This is a genomic window from Sporosarcina thermotolerans, assembly GCF_030067815.1.
Classification (GTDB): domain Bacteria; phylum Bacillota; class Bacilli; order Bacillales_A; family Planococcaceae; genus Sporosarcina; species Sporosarcina thermotolerans.
Genome location: NZ_CP125968.1, coordinates 1,324,831 through 1,341,145 on the forward strand (window position 1 = coordinate 1,324,831; position 16,315 = coordinate 1,341,145).

Sequence of the window (16,315 nt, forward strand, 5' to 3'; positions counted from 1 at the left end):
TCCAGTGATGATGGCGAAGAGGTCACACCCGTTCCCATACCGAACACGGAAGTTAAGCTCTTCAGCGCTGATGGTAGTAGGGGGCTTCCCCCTGTGAGAGTAAGACGTCGCTGGGCTGTTATTTCTAAAACGACATAACAAACTGTAAAACAATAGTTATCGTATTATTCCGCAGTAGCTCAGTGGTAGAGCAATCGGCTGTTAACCGATCGGTCGTAGGTTCGAGTCCTACCTGCGGAGCCAATTGGAGAGCTGTCCGAGTGGCCGAAGGAGCACGATTGGAAATCGTGTATACGCTAACCGCGTATCAAGGGTTCAAATCCCTTGCTCTCCGCCAGTTTTAAATTCTAAATATGGCCCCTTGGTCAAGCGGTTAAGACACCGCCCTTTCACGGCGGTAACACGGGTTCGAATCCCGTAGGGGTCACCATTTTTACTAACAGCCTTTTCAATTAGTTTGCAGCTCTCGTTAAAATTGGGAGAAGCAAGCAGGACAAGGAAGCGATTGAGAGAGGGAAGGAGCGTACAACAGTACGTGACTGACTGAACGAATGAAGCTGACGCAGTAATGCGAAGCTTATCGCAATTTTAACCTGGAGGATTAGCTCAGCTGGGAGAGCACCTGCCTTACAAGCAGGGGGTCGGCGGTTCGAACCCGTCATCCTCCACCATAATTTATTAAACTGAAATTAGAACAAATTGATTCAATTATTATTATCGCGGGGTGGAGCAAATCTCATCACGCAGAATGAGATTTGTGTAATTTCCTAAAAGGAAATTACAACTAAGTCCCAAAGCAAAACAACATGCGTAGGATTTAAATTTCCTATATCTAACACTATCGCGGGGTGGAGCAGTGGCAGCTCGTCGGGCTCATAACCCGAAGGTCGCAGGTTCAAATCCTGCCTCCGCAACCAATTTACGTACTTTCCTAAAAGGATATTACAACTAAGTCTCAAAGCAAAACAACATGCGTAGGATTTAAATTTCCTACAACTAACATTATCGCGGGGTGGAGCAAGTCGCATCACGCAGAATGCGATTTGTATAATTTCCTGAAAGGAAATTATAGTTAAGTCCTAAAGCAAGACAGTAAGCGTAGGATATAAAAGTCTTACAACTAACATTATCGCGGGGTGGAGCAAGTCGCATCACGCAGAATGCGATTTGTATAATTTCCTGAAAGGAAATTATAGTTAAGTCCTAAAGCAAGACAGTAAGCGTAGGATATAAAAGTCTTACAACTAACATTATCGCGGGGTGGAGCAGTGGCAGCTCGTCGGGCTCATAACCCGAAGGTCGCAGGTTCAAATCCTGCCCCCGCAACCAAAGGTCCCGTGGTGTAGCGGTTAACATGCCTGCCTGTCACGCAGGAGATCGCCGGTTCGATCCCGGTCGGGACCGCCATTTATGTGGCTCAGTAGCTCAGTCGGTAGAGCAAAGGACTGAAAATCCTTGTGTCGGCGGTTCGATTCCGTCCTGAGCCACCATTTTAATTTAATTATGTTGCCGGTGTAGCTCAGTTGGTAGAGCAACTGACTTGTAATCAGTAGGTCGTGGGTTCGACTCCTATCGCCGGCACCATTTTTCCCTTGGTGGGGTAGCGAAGTGGCTAAACGCGGCGGACTGTAAATCCGCTCCCTCCGGGTTCGGCGGTTCGAATCCGTCCCCCACCACCATTTACATAGGGCATAGTTTAACGGTAGAATAGAGGTCTCCAAAACCTTTGGTGTGGGTTCGATTCCTACTGCCCCTGCCATTTCTGTTTCAAATTAATATTATGGCGGTCGTGGCGAAGTGGTTAACGCATCGGATTGTGGTTCCGACACTCGGGGGTTCGATTCCCCTCGTCCGCCCCATTCTTTGCATTCTTCTTGGATGATCTAAGTAGTTATTATGGCGATTGTGGCGAAGTGGTTAACGCATCGGATTGTGGTTCCGACATTCGGGGGTTCGATTCCCCTCAGTCGCCCCATTTACTTTTGGGGTATAGCCAAGCGGTAAGGCAACGGACTTTGACTCCGTCATTCGTTGGTTCGAATCCAGCTACCCCAGTTTCGCGGAAGTAGTTCAGTGGTAGAATACGACCTTGCCAAGGTCGGGGTCGCGGGTTCGAATCCCGTCTTCCGCTCCAAAACTTACTTACGGCGGCATAGCCAAGCGGTAAGGCACGGGTCTGCAACACCCTTACCACCGGTTCGATTCCGGTTGCCGCCTCCATACTTTATGTATGCTGTAAGTTGAATACGTATTATGCCCGAGTGGTGGAATGGCAGACACGTCGCACTCAAAATGCGATGCCGCGAGGCGTGCCGGTTCAAGTCCGGCCTCGGGTATCCAAGTCAAAAAGATACAACCTATGTTGTATCTTTTTGCTTTTCAAAATCATTTGTTATGCCTAAGTGGTGGAATGGCAGACACGTCGCACTCAAAATGCGATGCCGCAAGGCGTGCCGGTTCAAGTCCGGCCTTGGGTATCCATGCCATGGATGTTTACTTAATTCCTCGTGAAATTTTAAAAATGCTCCTTCCGCTTTCGCGGAAAGGAGCATTTTTAATGGAAAGAAAGAACTACACCAATTCCTTTCAATCCAATACGATAGATGGTCGTTCGGCGGATAAAACAAATGAGGATGAATCTCCGCCACTGATGCTTGTAAACATACTTCCGCATGCTGAAACAAGTTTCAACGCCTCCTCTTCAGACATGGAAGGGTTCATAAAAAGAACATGCAATGCTGATGTCGTCTCTTCGGTAACTGCTGTTCGTACAGAGTCAACAGTTGGGCTGCCGAAGGGGCTGTAATCATCTCTAAGTAATAGAATGTTTGTTAGGGAGTTGAAACGGCCGTTTAAGCCGTCATATCCGTCCTTTTCGCCACCTACTGACAAATGGACATTTCCAACAATCTTATCTAAATCATAGATGCCTGAAGGAATTTCATATTGCAAAGAAAAGAATGTATTCAAATCTACAGCGCTATGGTAGGAATGCAAATAATTTTGTTTTTGTATCCTTCGAAAAAGTGCCTCTGCAGAAGGACGATATCGATTTGGGTCTGCGCCAAAAGCTTTCCATATCGCTCGCCAAGCTTTTATGTTCGGGAAATCAGTGAGAGGCTTTTTCTCTAATTCAAAGAAAAGCTGTTCTTGAAATAATTGTAATCTCCCTTTTAGCATTTGAGGGGATTCTGACACTGTAATTTTGGTATAATGGTTAATGCCCAATTTCAACTCGGGAACAATTTTAAAAAGTTCATTGTCTAATTTAATCTTCATAGTTATCACCCTCGATTACTTTTCATCAATCTTATCATATAGGAGGCGTAATGTTGTGAATGTCGTCCAATTGCAGAACTCGATAAAAGAATATGCAGCTTCTATCGGCATTGATAAAATTGGCTTTACGACCGCAGCGCCTTTTCTTGAATTGAAAAATCGCTTAAGGCGCCAACAGGAGTTAGGTTATCAATCTGGTTTTGAGGAAAGCGATATTGAAAAACGTACTGAACCCGCTTTATTGCTTGATCGTGCTGAAAGCATTCTGGCCATAGCCATTGCATACCCTTCAAAAATGCAAAACTCACCTAAAGGTAAAAAGGGAGAACGACGCGGGATTTTTTGCAGGGCCTCTTGGGGAATTGATTATCATCATGTTCTTCGTGAGAAGCTGCAGCTATTGGAACAATATATATCTGAGCGGGTGCCCGATGCCAAAATGCGCTCAATGGTGGATACAGGTGAACTTTCAGATCGTGCTGTTGCACAGCGTGCTGGTATCGGTTGGTCTGCCAAAAACTGTGCAGTTATTACCCCTGAATTTGGGTCGTATGTCTATTTAGGTGAAATGATCACGAATATACCGTTTGAACCGGATGTCCCTATGGAGGATCAATGTGGTGATTGCACGCTTTGTTTAGACGCGTGCCCAACCGGTGCCTTGATCCAAGGTGGACAGTTAAACGCTCAACGATGCATCGCGTTTTTAACACAGACAAAAAAGCCGATACCAGAGGAGTTCAGGGCAAAAATTGGTAACCGGATATACGGTTGTGATACGTGTCAGACCGTCTGTCCTAAAAATAAAGGAATGTATAATTTGCACCAATCTGCTTTCCAGCCTGAACCGGAATTGGCGAAACCTCTATTGGTTCCTATGTTAAATTTGTCCAATCGGGAATTTAAGGAGACTTATGGCCATGTGTCTGGCTCATGGAGAGGGAAGAACCCAATTCAGCGGAATGCAATCATTGCTCTTGCCCATTTTAAAGATGAGGCATCTGTTCCGGCATTGTCCGAACTGATAGTGAAGGATCCACGGCCGCTAATTCGAGGCACAGCTGCCTGGGCGCTTGGCGAAATTGGTTCAAGCGAAGGGTTGTCGGCTATTGAAAATGCGTTAATGACCGAGCAAGATCCGGACGTCCGGATGGAAATGGAAAAAGTATTGGAAACTATATAAGGGAAGGGAAGTGCTGAAATGGCGATACATGTCGCGTTATTCGAACCATTAATACCAGCGAATACTGGAAATATTGCACGTACATGTGCCGGGACAGGAACGAAGCTTCATTTGATCAAGCCCCTCGGATTTTCGACGGATGATAAAATGTTAAAACGTGCGGGCTTAGATTATTGGCAATACGTCGATATTACTTATCATGAAGGCATACAGGAATTCTTTGATGCATTTCCTGAGGCTACATTCTATTTCATCACAAAGTTCGGCGAAAAGACGTATTCAAACTTCGACTTTTCGGATCAAACGAAAGACATATTTTTCGTTTTTGGAAAAGAGACGACTGGATTACCGGATGAAGTGATTGAGAATAACAAGGAGACTTGCTTACGGATTCCGATGAATGAGAATATCCGCTCCCTGAATTTATCTAACACGGCTGCAATTCTTATATATGAAGCATTAAGGCAACAATCTTTTTTGGAACTAAGCTAATAAAAAACGGGACAGCCATTTATGGCATGTCCCGTTTTCAAATTCTTATTTTTTTACTTTACCAGGCTTGTCTTCATAGCCACCTGTTAGGATAGCAGATAGGAATGCAAAGCATACGCCCATGATAAGGATTAGTTTCATCAGATGTACCTCCTGTAAAATCATTAGTCCTTCATACAGTATACCCTAAAACAAATGTGATTGTAATGACTGACATTAAAAATTGTGTCAGTTTCATTAACAAAGAGCACCGTACTTCGGTAAAAGCTCATTTAGCGATACAATGGTAGTAAATATACTCGAGGGGGAAGGATAATGAAAAACTTCGATGACAAAATCACACTTGTGAATGGCGTTGAAATGCCTCAGCTTGGTTTAGGCGTATATAAGATGACTAATCCTGAGGAAACGTTTGAAGCGATTACTTATGCATTGCAAAACGGCTATAGAGCCATTGACACAGCTGCTATCTATAACAACGAAAGGGAAACTGGCGAAGCCGTCCGACAATCGGGTATTCCACGAGAGGAATTGTTCATCACTTCAAAAGTTTGGAATGATGATCAAGGCTATGACGAAACGTTAAGGGCTTTCGAGGCTTCACTTGAACGACTTGGGATGGATTATTTGGATTTGTATTTAACACATTGGCCGGTTGCTAATAAATATGTCGATACGTATCGAGCAATCGAGCGACTTTATGATGAAAAGCTTATTCGTTCGACAGGCGTTTCCAATCACCATATTCATCATTTGGAGAAGATTTTCAATGTGGCGAATGTGAAGCCGATGGTAAATCAAATTGAATTGCATCCAAACCTTTCACAAGAGACTTTACGGAACTTCTGTCGTGAGCATGAAATTGCGGTCACCTCATGGTCGCCATTGGCAAGGGGCGCGCTTCTGGACAGCCCATTATTAACCGAAATAGGATTGAAATACGGGAAATCCCCGGCGCAGGTAATTATAAAATGGCATTTACAACACGGGTTAATCGTCATTCCTAAATCGGTGACGCCAGAACGTATAAAATCCAATATTGAAGTTAAGGATTTCGAATTGGCACCAGAAGATATGATGAAGATTGATTCACTAAACAAGGATGAACGAAGAGGAACAAACCCAGATAAATTTGGTTCTAAATCAAATGTTGGGGTGATGTGATTTGCACACCACCCTTTAACTTAAATTATGCTATGAGAATGTTGATTTGCGCTACAGGCGGACGCTTTCCGCCGGCATGGCTTCAGCCGCTTCCCTCGCTTTGCTCAGTCCAGGGTCTTCAGCTCATGCTATTCCGGCAGGAGTCGCCGCCTTTCGCTCCAATCAAAGAATCTCTTTTAAACCTATAACGCCGTAAAGAAATCCTATCCTTAACCTAAATGAGTACCGATTTCTTTATATCGAATGTTTAATAATATCTTTGCCTTAAAGTGATCGAAGCGTCTAAAACCATAGGCATTGCGCTTCATCACTTTTGTTTTATTATTAATTCCCTCTAGAAAACCGTTGGAATACTTGAAGCCGAAACTATTCAAGATCTCAACTTGCCAGTTTCTAAATGTTTGAATGGCTTTTGAAAACGCCGGAATACCAGCTTCCTCTACCTTGCGGTAAAAGTCCTCTAGTCGGCTCTTCACTTCTGCCATATCCTCAGCGGTCTTCGCCCAGTCAAACCACTCACAGTACGCCTCTTTCAGTTCATATGCCTTTTTCAATTCATCAGACATGCCTAAATACCGATTTAAATACCAACGGTTTTTTTCCGTTAATTTATCGTTACGCTTATATAATACATGTCGCATTCTTTTACATTTCTTGCGGTCATATGCATGCCATTCCTTCTGCACTTTCCGGCGAACTTCATCAATCGCCCAGTAGATATACCGACAATAATGGAATCGGTCTGCGACAATGACGGGGCGTCCCAAGGCCTTTTTCACAGCTGCCTTAAAGCTCGGATTCATATCCATGACCACTAATTCAACGTCAGCTCCGTGTTGGCGGAGATAATCTTGAATCGTTTCTTTTCTGCGGTTTGGCAAGATATCCAGAGGTTCGTGTGTTTCTGCGTTCGCTATAATCAACTGGTACGTACCGGCATCCGTATCGCCTTTGTATTCATCCATCGCAATGGCTTTTGGTAACCGGACGCCATTGGTCATCTGCTCTTTCGCCACTTCCTTGAACCGTCGGATCACGGTCGAGCTGGAGGTGCCGAGTACCTCTCCTGCTTCTTTAAATGTTTTGGCCTTGACTGATCGGATACGCACGACTTGATTCCACTCTTTAGTGTAGCGTTGATACTTATCCACGAAAGGGGATGTCTCAGAGAAACGCTTTCCACAAGAACAGGCATACCTCCTACGTCTATAGAAAAGAACCGTTAAACGCTCAAACCACTTGAGATGCTTAATCTTCTGTATCCGGTAATCGTGGGTCTTCGTTGTCATTGACCCACACGCAGGGCATTTGTGAGGTTGCTTGGGAAGCGAAACATGAAGTGCAGTCCGATCCCCAATCTCCTCTATCTTTTCAATGTTTACATCTTTTAATCCTGGAATATTCATGGTAGAATTCATGTGCACGTATCACCTTTCGTTTACTTGTTTCTCGACAATTCAAGTATAAAAGAAACGGTGATTACGTGCATTTTTTTGTTTAATTTGCGTGAACACCCCAACAAATATTATAGAACCATAAATTTGATGAGGCATAATATAAGAAAAAACCGGAGGATGGTAATCATCTACTCCGGTTTTTTTTTACTAAATTTCTATATTGGTTTGTTCACCCGTAAATGGATGTAAGAATTGTACTTTCTTTGCTGTCAAACGATACTTACCATCTTCAGTTTCGCTGCCCCCGTATAATGTGTCCCCTTTGACAGGATGTCCAATATGGGAAAAATGTACGCGAATCTGATGCGTTCGTCCAGTTTCAAGGCTTGCTTCAACGAGTGTTGAAGCATCGAACCGTTCAATAATCTTAAAACGTGTGACGGCATCTTGTCCGCCCGGTGAGACTCGTCGTCGTGTTGGATGGTGCCGGTCGCGTCCAATGGGATATTGAAGCGTTCCCCTCACTCGTTTCAACCTACCATCCACTTCAGCTTGGTAGATCCGTGTGATCAAGCGTTCCTCTATCATCCGGTCGAAAAGTGCTTTCGCAATAGGATGTTTTGCAACAAGTACGATGCCTTCCGTGCCTTTATCAAGGCGATGGACATGTTCGGCGTATGTACCGCCGTTTTTAACGACATGAGCCATGACCGCATTCATGAAAGTATGGCCCTTATCGTTCTCATCGGGATGCGTTGCCATTTCTGCCGGCTTTGTGGCGGCGATAAGATGTTCATCCTCGAAAAGTATTGTAACGTTTCTTTCCTCATCAGGTTTGTAGGAAGACATTGCGTCTTTGAAGTGAAACAGCAGCTCTGTCCCATCTGTGAGGGGAGTACGCCAATCCAATGGAACCCCTGCTTTATCTGTAACTGCCTTGTCCATCCTCATTTGATGGACGGTTTTTTTACCTGCTTGCCATTCATTCCGTAGAAGTTCTTCAATTGTTACTCCGTCGCTGCTTGTTTTATAGTGAAATGAAATCATGTTGCTCTCCATCACTTTTCATCGTACTCATCAAAGAACGTGCGAATTGTTTCTTTGACATCCTCATCGCTTCCTTCAGGCAAACCAACCATGCGTTTCACTTCTTTGCCATCCTTGTAATGGATAAGGGCAGGCCAAGATTGGATCCCATAGGGTTGAGATTGATCACCGAATTCCAACATATTGAATTGATAAACATGGATGTTTTCTTCTTTTGCAACTGGCATTAAGAGAGGTGTCATCGCCATACAATATTGGCATTCTGGATGAAAGAAGTAGGCTGTGACGGACTCGCCGGAACTTACCTTATCGTATAATTCATCAGGAAGTACGATATTGCTGTAATTTTCATTACCAATAAGTGCAATAGTCGGCTTCTTCAGATCGTCTTTTCCATAAGGATTGTTTTTCAACTTCTCCTTATCAGATTGGTTGGATAACACAACGATCAATGCGAAGATAGCGATAATGACGCCACCAATAATAAATAATTTTTTCAATTCAATTAGACTCCTTCTGCCATTTTATCAAGAAAAGGCTTGTAATGAGGATTAACACGAATGCCGTCAAAGCCATGAACGGAATCGTGATGAATCCAAGATAATTTACATACTGCCCTGTACAAGGGACATTTCCACACGCGGGAGCGCTGTCATGCAAGAACGTTAACTTTTGTAGGCCGTAATGATAAATTGATATGGAACCGCCCACAATTGAAAATATTGCTGTCGTCAAAGCGATTTTGGCATTTTTTTGATACAAAGCGATTCCCGAAATTAAGACAATCGGATACATAAGGATTCGCTGATACCAGCAAAACGTGCAAGGTTCAAACCCTCGGACCTCCGAATAATACAAGGAACCAAGCGTCGCGATGAGGGAAGTAGTGAAAATGAAAATTAGGCCATTCTCCAACCTTTTCTGCATTGCCTCAACTCCTATTTATAGACTCCCATGATTGATTATACGGTGCTGTTGAATGCAAGTAAAATAATCGGAATCACATGATTTTTCTTCGTTAATTATGGGTATAAAATATGAAGAAAGGGTGAACTGAGGATGAGCGAAGAAATTGATTTATCGTCATTTGAAATGAGCATGATCATCCGAGAGATGGAAGAGGATGATATTGAAAAGATTTTGCAAATGCAGAAGGTCTGTTTCCCGGGTATGGATCCGTGGGAAGTGGGGCATTTGGAAAGTCATTTATCCATTTTTCCTGAGGGACAGTTCGTTGCCGAGTTGGATGGAGAAATAATAGGTTCCTGCTCGGGCCTGATCATCAATTTCGATGAGTATGATGACAGGCATACATGGGATGATATTTCCGACAACGGTTATATTACGAATCATAATCCGGAAGGGTATAACTTATACGGAATTGAAGTGATGGTCCATCCAGACTATCGAAGGATGAAGGTAGGCCAACGATTGTATGAAGCCCGTAAAGAGTTAGTGCAAAGACTGAATTTGAAGTCGATTATTATCGGTGGCAGGATTCCAAACTACCATCGATTTGCTTCCGAAATGTCTGCGAGGGAATACGTTGAGGCGGTAACGAGACATAAAATCTATGATCCAGTACTGACATTTCAATTATTGAATGACTTTACTTTGATGAGGATCAATCCGAATTATTTGCCTGATGATAAAGCCTCAAAAAAGTATGCTACCTTAATGGAATGGAATAATGTCGATTATAAAGCGACGACGAAACGCCATTATAAGACAAGCTATCCTGTGCGGATCTGCGTTGTGCAATATTTGATGCGAAAAATATCATGCTTCGAAGAGTTGGCACATCAATGCGAGTATTTTGTGGATGTTGGTTCTGACTCAAACTCAGACTTCGTTGTATTCCCTGAAATATTTACGACACAGTTAATGTCGTTCCTGGATGAACCATCACCGAGTCGGGCTGTCCGGAAGATGACAGAATATACACCACAATACATCGAACTGTTTACGAATCTTGCTGTACGTTATAATGTGAACATTATCGGAGGTTCCCATTTCGTTGAAGAAGAGGATGAGGAAGTTTATAACATTGCCTATCTATTCAGACGGGATGGATCAATCGAAAAGCAATACAAGCTTCATATTACGCCGAATGAGCGGAAATGGTGGGAATCAGCCAAGGTGATTCAGTCCGTGTATTTGATACGGATTGTGGAAAGATTGCCATTCAAATCTGTTATGATATTGAATTTCCAGAGCTTGCGCGAATCGCGACGGATAAAGGAGCAAATATTATCTTCACTCCTTTTTGTACAGAAGATCGCCAAGGCTACTTGAGAGTACGGTATTGTGCGCAGGCAAGGGCGATTGAAAATCAGATTTACACCGTTATTTCCGGCACCGTGGGTAATTTGCCGCAAACGGAAAACATGGATATCCAATACGCACAGTCCGCCATTTTCTCTCCATCCGATTTCGAATTCGCCCGCGACGGAATTGTAGGAGAGACGAATGCGAATCTCGAAATGGTATTGATTGGTGATGTGGATCTTGAGATTTTACGCAGACAGCGTCAGGACGGGACAGTAAAACAATTGAAAGACCGCCGTCATGATATCTATCACGTGGAATATAAGAAGGATTGAGGTTTAGTCCGAAATTTTTTTTGTAGATTGAAGCGAACGCCGCAACTAAGAACGGCGTTGCGAGCAATGTTTATTGCGACCCTAAGCGAGCAGGAATGCCAAGATGGCTGCCTTAATTTCTGCAAAAGGCGCAGAAATACGGCAAATCGAACTCTCTCGTGGTTCGATTGGAAAGCGTCCGCCTGAAGCGGAAATCTGGTAGGCAGTCGCTAATTAATCACAATAAAAACGGCATCCCATTGGAATAGGGATGCCGTTTTATTATGACTCAACCGGAATATCTGTCACTCCACTTGATTTTTCAGCCTTGTGCTTCATTGCCTCAAGATAAAGGATATGATGACCTTCAACATCCTTCACGGTAAATTCATACCCTTGTTCAATAATCTTCTCGCCAGGCACTGCCTCAAATCGTTCAGACATGAACCAACCACCGATTGTATCGATATCTTCCTCTTCAATATCAATATCAAGGACGTCATTAACATTTTCAATTAACATTTTTGCATCGAATATATAATGGTTTTCATTAATCTTCTGTACTTCTGGTACTTCGTCTATATCGAACTCATCCTGGATTTCTCCGACAATCTCTTCCAAAATATCTTCAATTGTAACGAGCCCCGCAGTTCCACCGTATTCATCCATCAAAACGGTCATATGGATCCGTTCCCGTTGAATTTTAAGAAGGAGATCCCCTATTGCTACCGTTTCGATAACTCTGATGATTGGCTGCATATACTCGCTAACTGGTTGTTCACCCGTTGTCGGATCCTTGATGAATGCCGTCAATAGGTTTTTCATATTGACCAAGCCGATGACATGGTCTTTATCGCCATCTGTGACGGGGTATCTTGTAAATTGTTCAACACCCATCATCTCAAATACATCACGCAAAGTCATATCCTTTTCAATCGTCATCATTTCTGTCCGAGGCACCATAATCTCTTTGGCAATACGATCATCGAATTCGAATATCTTATTGACGAATTTATATTCGGATTGATTGATTTCGCCGCCTTTTAAGCTATCGGAAAGGATCATTCTCAATTCATCTTCAGAATGGGCCACGTCCGTTTCCGAAACGGGCTTGAAACCGAATAGGCGAATGATGAGACGTGCGGAACCGTTCATCCCTTTTATAACAGGGTACATTATGAAGTAAAAAATAATGAGCGGTTTTGCAGCTGATAAGGTAATGGCTTCAGCCCGCTGAATAGCGATGGTCTTAGGCGCCAACTCACCTACAACAACGTGTAGAAATGTTACGATTGTAAATGCAATGATGAAAGACAGAATCGTAGCTGCACGCGGCTCCAGTTCAAAATGAGCAAAAACCGGATTTAATATCAATTTCACGGTCGGTTCACCTAACATACCTAATCCGAGAGCGGTTATCGTAATCCCTAATTGACAAGCCGATAAATATTCATCTAAGTTGCTGATGACCTTTTTAGCAGTAAGGGCACGACGATTCCCTTCCGCGACGAGCTGATTGATCCTTGTTGTTCGTACTTTCACTATTGCAAATTCACTCGCAACAAAAAATGCGGTGAATGCGATCAAGGCAGCAAAGGCTGCCAATCGTATGGCAATTTCCAAATAAGTTTACTTTGCCCCGCACCCGAATGAGGGGTAGAACAAAGTGCACACCTCCTGTAAGGTTAAAATCGTTAGTTAAGTTAATAATAATTTATTTACAAGGAAATTACAAATAGTTTTGCCTAAGTCTTGTATAATAGATGAAATGTTTATGGAGGTGCGGAATTGAAAAATCTAAGACAGTCAACAGAAATTTTAAAGACATCATTACTTTTAGGGCTAACTTCATTTGGGGGTCCGGCTGCTCACATCGGCTATTTCCGTGAGGAGTATGTGAAGAAAAAGAAGTGGTTGGATGATAAGATGTATGCCGATATCGTGGCATTATGCCAGTTTCTACCGGGGCCGGCAAGTTCTCAAGTGGGCATTGCAATCGGGTTAATGCGTGGAGGTTTGCTTGGCGGTATTTTGTCGTGGATCGGATTCACGTTGCCATCCGTCCTGCTTCTTATGGGATTCGCATGGCTAATTTCCTCTTCTGGATCATTCGATATTGGTTGGATAAAAGGATTGAAGATTGTTGCAGTCGCTGTAGTTGCACATGCCTTGCTTGGAATGGGCAAGTCACTGACTCCTGATCGGACAAGGATTACGATTGCAATAGCCGCGGCGATTTTGACACTATTAATACCTACAGCAATTGGACAGATTGCTATTATTGCAGGAGCAGGACTGTTCGGATACGGTCTTTACCGGAAAGACGATGCCCCTAAGCCAACAGCTATTCATCTTTCATTTGGAAGAAAGACGGGTGTTGCGGCATGGACGATATTCTTTATATTGCTCATCGGAATACCTGCAATTCGAGCGTATTTCCACAACGCAACTATTGCTATCTTTGATATTTTCTATCGTGTTGGGTCAATCGTCTTCGGTGGTGGGCATGTCGTATTGCCAATGCTTGAACGGGAAGTAGTACCAGCAGGTTGGATGGACGCGGAGACGTTCATCGCGGGATATGGTGCAGCACAAGCGGTGCCCGGACCATTATTTACATTATCCGGCTATTTAGGGCAGTTGATGAATGGGCCGGCGGGGGCGGCAGTTGCGGTAGTCGCCATGTTTTTGCCGTCATTCTTACTGGTTATCGGAACGTTGCCGTTTTGGTCGGCGATCCGCTCAAAGAAAGGGATCCAAGCGGCTCTTAAGGGAGTGAACGCTGGTGTTGTCGGCATTTTACTTGCAGCGCTCTATAATCCCGTATTCACAAGTGCCATCTTGCATCCATCTGATTTTGCAATTGCACTAATAGCATTTGGACTATTGCAGTATTATAAATTATCCCCGTGGATAGTCGTATTGGTTACGGCGATTTTAGGAGCATTATCACATATGGTGTTGGGATGAATATTCAGATGTTCATTTACATACAGTGAAAAATGCTGAAATTGTACTAAAATAAAACAATTGCTCGAAATGTATTGACAAATGAAAATTGGAAATGTATTGTAGAATTATCCGAAAGTCAAAATAGTAAGGGAGGTGCGGGAAATGAAAAAAGTAAATCTAATCAAACAACAATTTCATAGTTCCGTGCCGTATTGGTCTTTATCTATTATTTGAAATGATACCAAGACGGCTTGAATTGCCGTTCCTTTATAATGAGCACACGCTTATCCATAGGAGGCGTGTGCTTTTTTGTCTTTTCTGATAAACAAAAATGGTGTTTTCACTTTTAGTGTGATTGCATATAAAAAAACAGGAAAGGGGCGCTGATGATGAATGTCATGAATCAGCAACGGAAACTATTGAAAAAGGACTCTCTTGAAAGTGGATAGTCGATAGAGAAGAAGGAAGAAGGTTGAAAAATGTTTTCAGTTTTATTTAAATTAAAATGGTTTTTTAAAGAGAATCGTAAAAGGTATACAATAGCACTCGTCCTATTAATGGTCGCAAATATCCTTGTGATTTTGCCACCATGGATCATAGGGCAGGCGATTGATGCGATTTATACACAGTCGATGACGGCAAAACTGTTGGCGCTGTTTATTGGAGCAATGTTACTGATCATGCTCTTTTCGTATTTCGGAAACTTTATATGGCAGTATCAGTTATTCGGCGGTGCTTATGTCATTGAGCGGCAATTAAGATCGCGGCTCATGAGGCATTTCCTTAAAATGACTCCGACATTTTATGAAAAGAATAAGACAGGGGATCTGATGGCGCGCTCCACAAATGACTTGCGCGCAATTTCGGAAACAGCCGGTTTCGGAATAATGACCCTCGTCGATTCGACAGTGTATTTAGGGACACTTATTATTACGATGGGCTTTGTCGTCTCATGGAAGTTGACATTAGCGGCAATTATCCCGTTGCCTATATTGGCTTTTATTCTCCAGTACTTGGGGAAGAAAATCCATGAACGGTATATGACTGCCCAACAGGCATTCGGCGATTTGAATGATGAAGTCCTTGAAGCGGTTGCTGGCGTCCGTGTCGTCCGTGCCTACGTGCAAGAACGTGCTTCTGAGAAGCGGTTCGCAGATATGACAGAAGATGTGTACAAGAAAAATATGCATGTCGAAAAGATTGACGCATTATTCATGCCATTTTCAAAAACGCTGACGGCTTTGACGTATATGATCGGTCTTGGATATGGTGCGTTTTTAGTATCGACTGGCGAGATGACGTTAGGAAATCTTGTTACATTCAATGTGTATTTAGGGATGATTGTCTGGCCGATGTTTGCAATCGGAGAGCTGATCAACGTTTTACAACGAGGAAATGCCTCGCTTGACCGCGTCATGGAGACGTTGAATTACGAGGAAGACGTCAAGGATCCTGAACAGCCTGTTGATCTTGAAAAGCCTGAAAATGTCGGTTTCAATGATGTTAGCTTCACTTATCCAATGTCGCACTCAGTGAATTTGGATAAAATCGAACTGAAGTTGGATAGGGGTCAGACGCTTGGAATAGTCGGAAAAACCGGTAGCGGGAAAACGACTTTTGTAAAACAGCTATTGCGTGAATACCCAGCAGGAGAAGGGGAAATCGCCTTTTCTGGTGTTGCCTTGCAATCTTTGAAGAAAGACCAGGTACGTGATTGGATCGGCTATGTACCGCAAGACCATGTTCTCTTCTCAAGGTCTGTACGGGATAATATCCTGTTCGGACGGCCGGAAGCTACGGAAGACGATATTGCGGAATCCATCAGACTTTCCTATTTTGAAAAGGATTTGCAAATGCTGCCGTCTGGACTGGATACACTTGTAGGTGAAAGGGTGTTGCGTTATCGGGAGGCCAGAAGCAACGGATTTCAATTGCACGTGCTCTCGTGAAAAATCCTGAAATCCTTATCTTAGATGACTCGCTATCAGCAGTCGATGCCAAAACGGAAGCGAAAATCATCGAGAACATCCAATCGGAACGTTCAGGCAAAACGACGATTATTACGACACATCGTCTATCTGCTATCCAACATGCGGATTGGATTATCGTGCTTGACGATGGCAGTGTCATTGAAGAAGGAAGACATGAAGACTTGCTTGCGAATAACGGATGGTATAAAGAGCAATTCGACCGCCAGCAAATTGGGGAGGTTGAATAAG

The 16,315-nt window shown here is 43.3% G+C and carries 10 protein-coding genes, 18 tRNA genes, 1 rRNA gene and 2 pseudogenes; 25 read left to right on the top strand and 6 right to left on the bottom strand.

The genetic code is table 11. The features are described 5' to 3' along the window. From rrf to QNH10_RS07520, 19 genes are all read left to right on the top strand, one after another. Positions 1-116: ribosomal RNA gene (rrf, locus tag QNH10_RS07430) — 5S ribosomal RNA — on the top strand. A 52-nt stretch (positions 117-168) separates the two neighbouring features. Next, positions 169-243 (top strand) — tRNA-Asn (locus tag QNH10_RS07435). 3 nt (positions 244-246) lie between these two features. Next, positions 247-337 (top strand) — tRNA-Ser (locus QNH10_RS07440). A gap of 18 nt (positions 338-355) precedes the next feature. After that, a tRNA-Glu gene (locus QNH10_RS07445) sits at positions 356-430 on the top strand. 165 nt (positions 431-595) lie between these two features. Continuing rightward, positions 596-671: transfer RNA gene (locus QNH10_RS07450), tRNA-Val, on the top strand. A 171-nt stretch (positions 672-842) separates the two neighbouring features. Then, a tRNA-Met gene (locus tag QNH10_RS07455) sits at positions 843-917 on the top strand. 337 nt (positions 918-1,254) lie between these two features. Next, positions 1,255-1,329 (top strand) — tRNA-Met (locus QNH10_RS07460). Positions 1,330-1,331: 2 nt separating this feature from the next. Continuing rightward, positions 1,332-1,407 (top strand) — tRNA-Asp (locus tag QNH10_RS07465). 7 nt (positions 1,408-1,414) lie between these two features. Then, positions 1,415-1,490: transfer RNA gene (locus QNH10_RS07470), tRNA-Phe, on the top strand. Between the two features lie 18 nt (positions 1,491-1,508). Continuing rightward, positions 1,509-1,584: transfer RNA gene (locus QNH10_RS07475), tRNA-Thr, on the top strand. 10 nt (positions 1,585-1,594) lie between these two features. Beyond that, positions 1,595-1,679: transfer RNA gene (locus tag QNH10_RS07480), tRNA-Tyr, on the top strand. A gap of 7 nt (positions 1,680-1,686) precedes the next feature. Continuing rightward, positions 1,687-1,759: transfer RNA gene (locus QNH10_RS07485), tRNA-Trp, on the top strand. 24 nt (positions 1,760-1,783) lie between these two features. Beyond that, a tRNA-His gene (locus tag QNH10_RS07490) sits at positions 1,784-1,859 on the top strand. 40 nt (positions 1,860-1,899) lie between these two features. Further along, positions 1,900-1,975, top strand: a tRNA-His gene (locus QNH10_RS07495). 8 nt (positions 1,976-1,983) lie between these two features. Continuing rightward, positions 1,984-2,055: transfer RNA gene (locus tag QNH10_RS07500), tRNA-Gln, on the top strand. A 4-nt stretch (positions 2,056-2,059) separates the two neighbouring features. Further along, positions 2,060-2,134, top strand: a tRNA-Gly gene (locus QNH10_RS07505). A 12-nt stretch (positions 2,135-2,146) separates the two neighbouring features. Beyond that, positions 2,147-2,220, top strand: a tRNA-Cys gene (locus QNH10_RS07510). Positions 2,221-2,255: 35 nt separating this feature from the next. Next, a tRNA-Leu gene (locus tag QNH10_RS07515) sits at positions 2,256-2,336 on the top strand. A 60-nt stretch (positions 2,337-2,396) separates the two neighbouring features. Next, positions 2,397-2,477 (top strand) — tRNA-Leu (locus QNH10_RS07520). Positions 2,478-2,586: 109 nt separating this feature from the next. Here QNH10_RS07520 and QNH10_RS07525 read toward each other — a convergent pair. Then, positions 2,587-3,279: a B3/B4 domain-containing protein gene (locus QNH10_RS07525; RefSeq protein ID WP_283734091.1), complete on the bottom strand. Its 693-nt coding sequence runs from the start codon at positions 3,277-3,279 to the stop codon at positions 2,587-2,589. Positions 3,280-3,334: 55 nt separating this feature from the next. On the opposite strand from QNH10_RS07525, the gene queG reads away from it, so the two are divergent. The 3 genes from queG (at position 3,335) to QNH10_RS07540 (ending at position 6,118) form a co-directional block, all read left to right on the top strand. Next, positions 3,335-4,462 carry a tRNA epoxyqueuosine(34) reductase QueG gene (queG, locus tag QNH10_RS07530; RefSeq protein ID WP_283734092.1) on the top strand — a complete coding sequence of 376 codons (1,128 nt, stop codon included), beginning with the start codon at positions 3,335-3,337 and terminating at the stop codon, positions 4,460-4,462. 18 nt (positions 4,463-4,480) lie between these two features. Then, positions 4,481-4,954: a tRNA (uridine(34)/cytosine(34)/5-carboxymethylaminomethyluridine(34)-2'-O)-methyltransferase TrmL gene (gene trmL, locus QNH10_RS07535; protein ID WP_283734093.1), complete on the top strand. Its 474-nt coding sequence runs from the start codon at positions 4,481-4,483 to the stop codon at positions 4,952-4,954. Positions 4,955-5,269: 315 nt separating this feature from the next. Further along, positions 5,270-6,118: an aldo/keto reductase gene (locus tag QNH10_RS07540; protein WP_283734094.1), complete on the top strand. Its 849-nt coding sequence runs from the start codon at positions 5,270-5,272 to the stop codon at positions 6,116-6,118. Positions 6,119-6,327: 209 nt separating this feature from the next. Here the strand turns inward: QNH10_RS07540 and QNH10_RS07545 are convergent, their stop codons facing one another. The 4 genes from QNH10_RS07545 to QNH10_RS07560 form a co-directional block, all read right to left on the bottom strand. Next, positions 6,328-7,542 (bottom strand): ISL3 family transposase, encoded by a 1,215-nt coding sequence (locus QNH10_RS07545; RefSeq protein WP_283734095.1) that lies wholly within the window; start codon positions 7,540-7,542, stop codon positions 6,328-6,330. Between the two features lie 180 nt (positions 7,543-7,722). Then, positions 7,723-8,562, bottom strand: a complete 840-nt coding sequence (locus QNH10_RS07550; protein ID WP_283734096.1) for an RluA family pseudouridine synthase — start codon at positions 8,560-8,562, stop codon at positions 7,723-7,725. 11 nt (positions 8,563-8,573) lie between these two features. Further along, on the bottom strand, positions 8,574-9,062 hold the full coding sequence (locus QNH10_RS07555; RefSeq protein WP_283734097.1) for a thioredoxin family protein: 489 nt from the start codon (positions 9,060-9,062) through the stop codon (positions 8,574-8,576). A gap of 1 nt (position 9,063) precedes the next feature. Continuing rightward, entirely contained in the window at positions 9,064-9,489 is a 426-nt protein-coding gene (locus tag QNH10_RS07560) for a disulfide oxidoreductase (protein WP_283734098.1), read from the bottom strand. Positions 9,490-9,621: 132 nt separating this feature from the next. Here QNH10_RS07560 and QNH10_RS07565 point away from each other — a divergent pair. Further along, a pseudogene (locus QNH10_RS07565) lies at positions 9,622-11,165 on the top strand (GNAT family N-acetyltransferase). Positions 11,166-11,426: 261 nt separating this feature from the next. Here the strand turns inward: QNH10_RS07565 and QNH10_RS07570 are convergent. Continuing rightward, entirely contained in the window at positions 11,427-12,767 is a 1,341-nt protein-coding gene (locus tag QNH10_RS07570) for a hemolysin family protein (protein WP_283734099.1), read from the bottom strand. 165 nt (positions 12,768-12,932) lie between these two features. Here QNH10_RS07570 and chrA point away from each other — a divergent pair, with 165 nt between their 5' ends. Together chrA and QNH10_RS07580 are read left to right on the top strand one after the other, a co-directional pair. Next, positions 12,933-14,114, top strand: a complete 1,182-nt coding sequence (gene chrA, locus QNH10_RS07575) for a chromate efflux transporter (protein WP_283734100.1) — start codon at positions 12,933-12,935, stop codon at positions 14,112-14,114. A 461-nt stretch (positions 14,115-14,575) separates the two neighbouring features. Next, a pseudogene (locus QNH10_RS07580) lies at positions 14,576-16,314 on the top strand (ABC transporter ATP-binding protein). Position 16,315 lies beyond the last annotated feature (1 nt).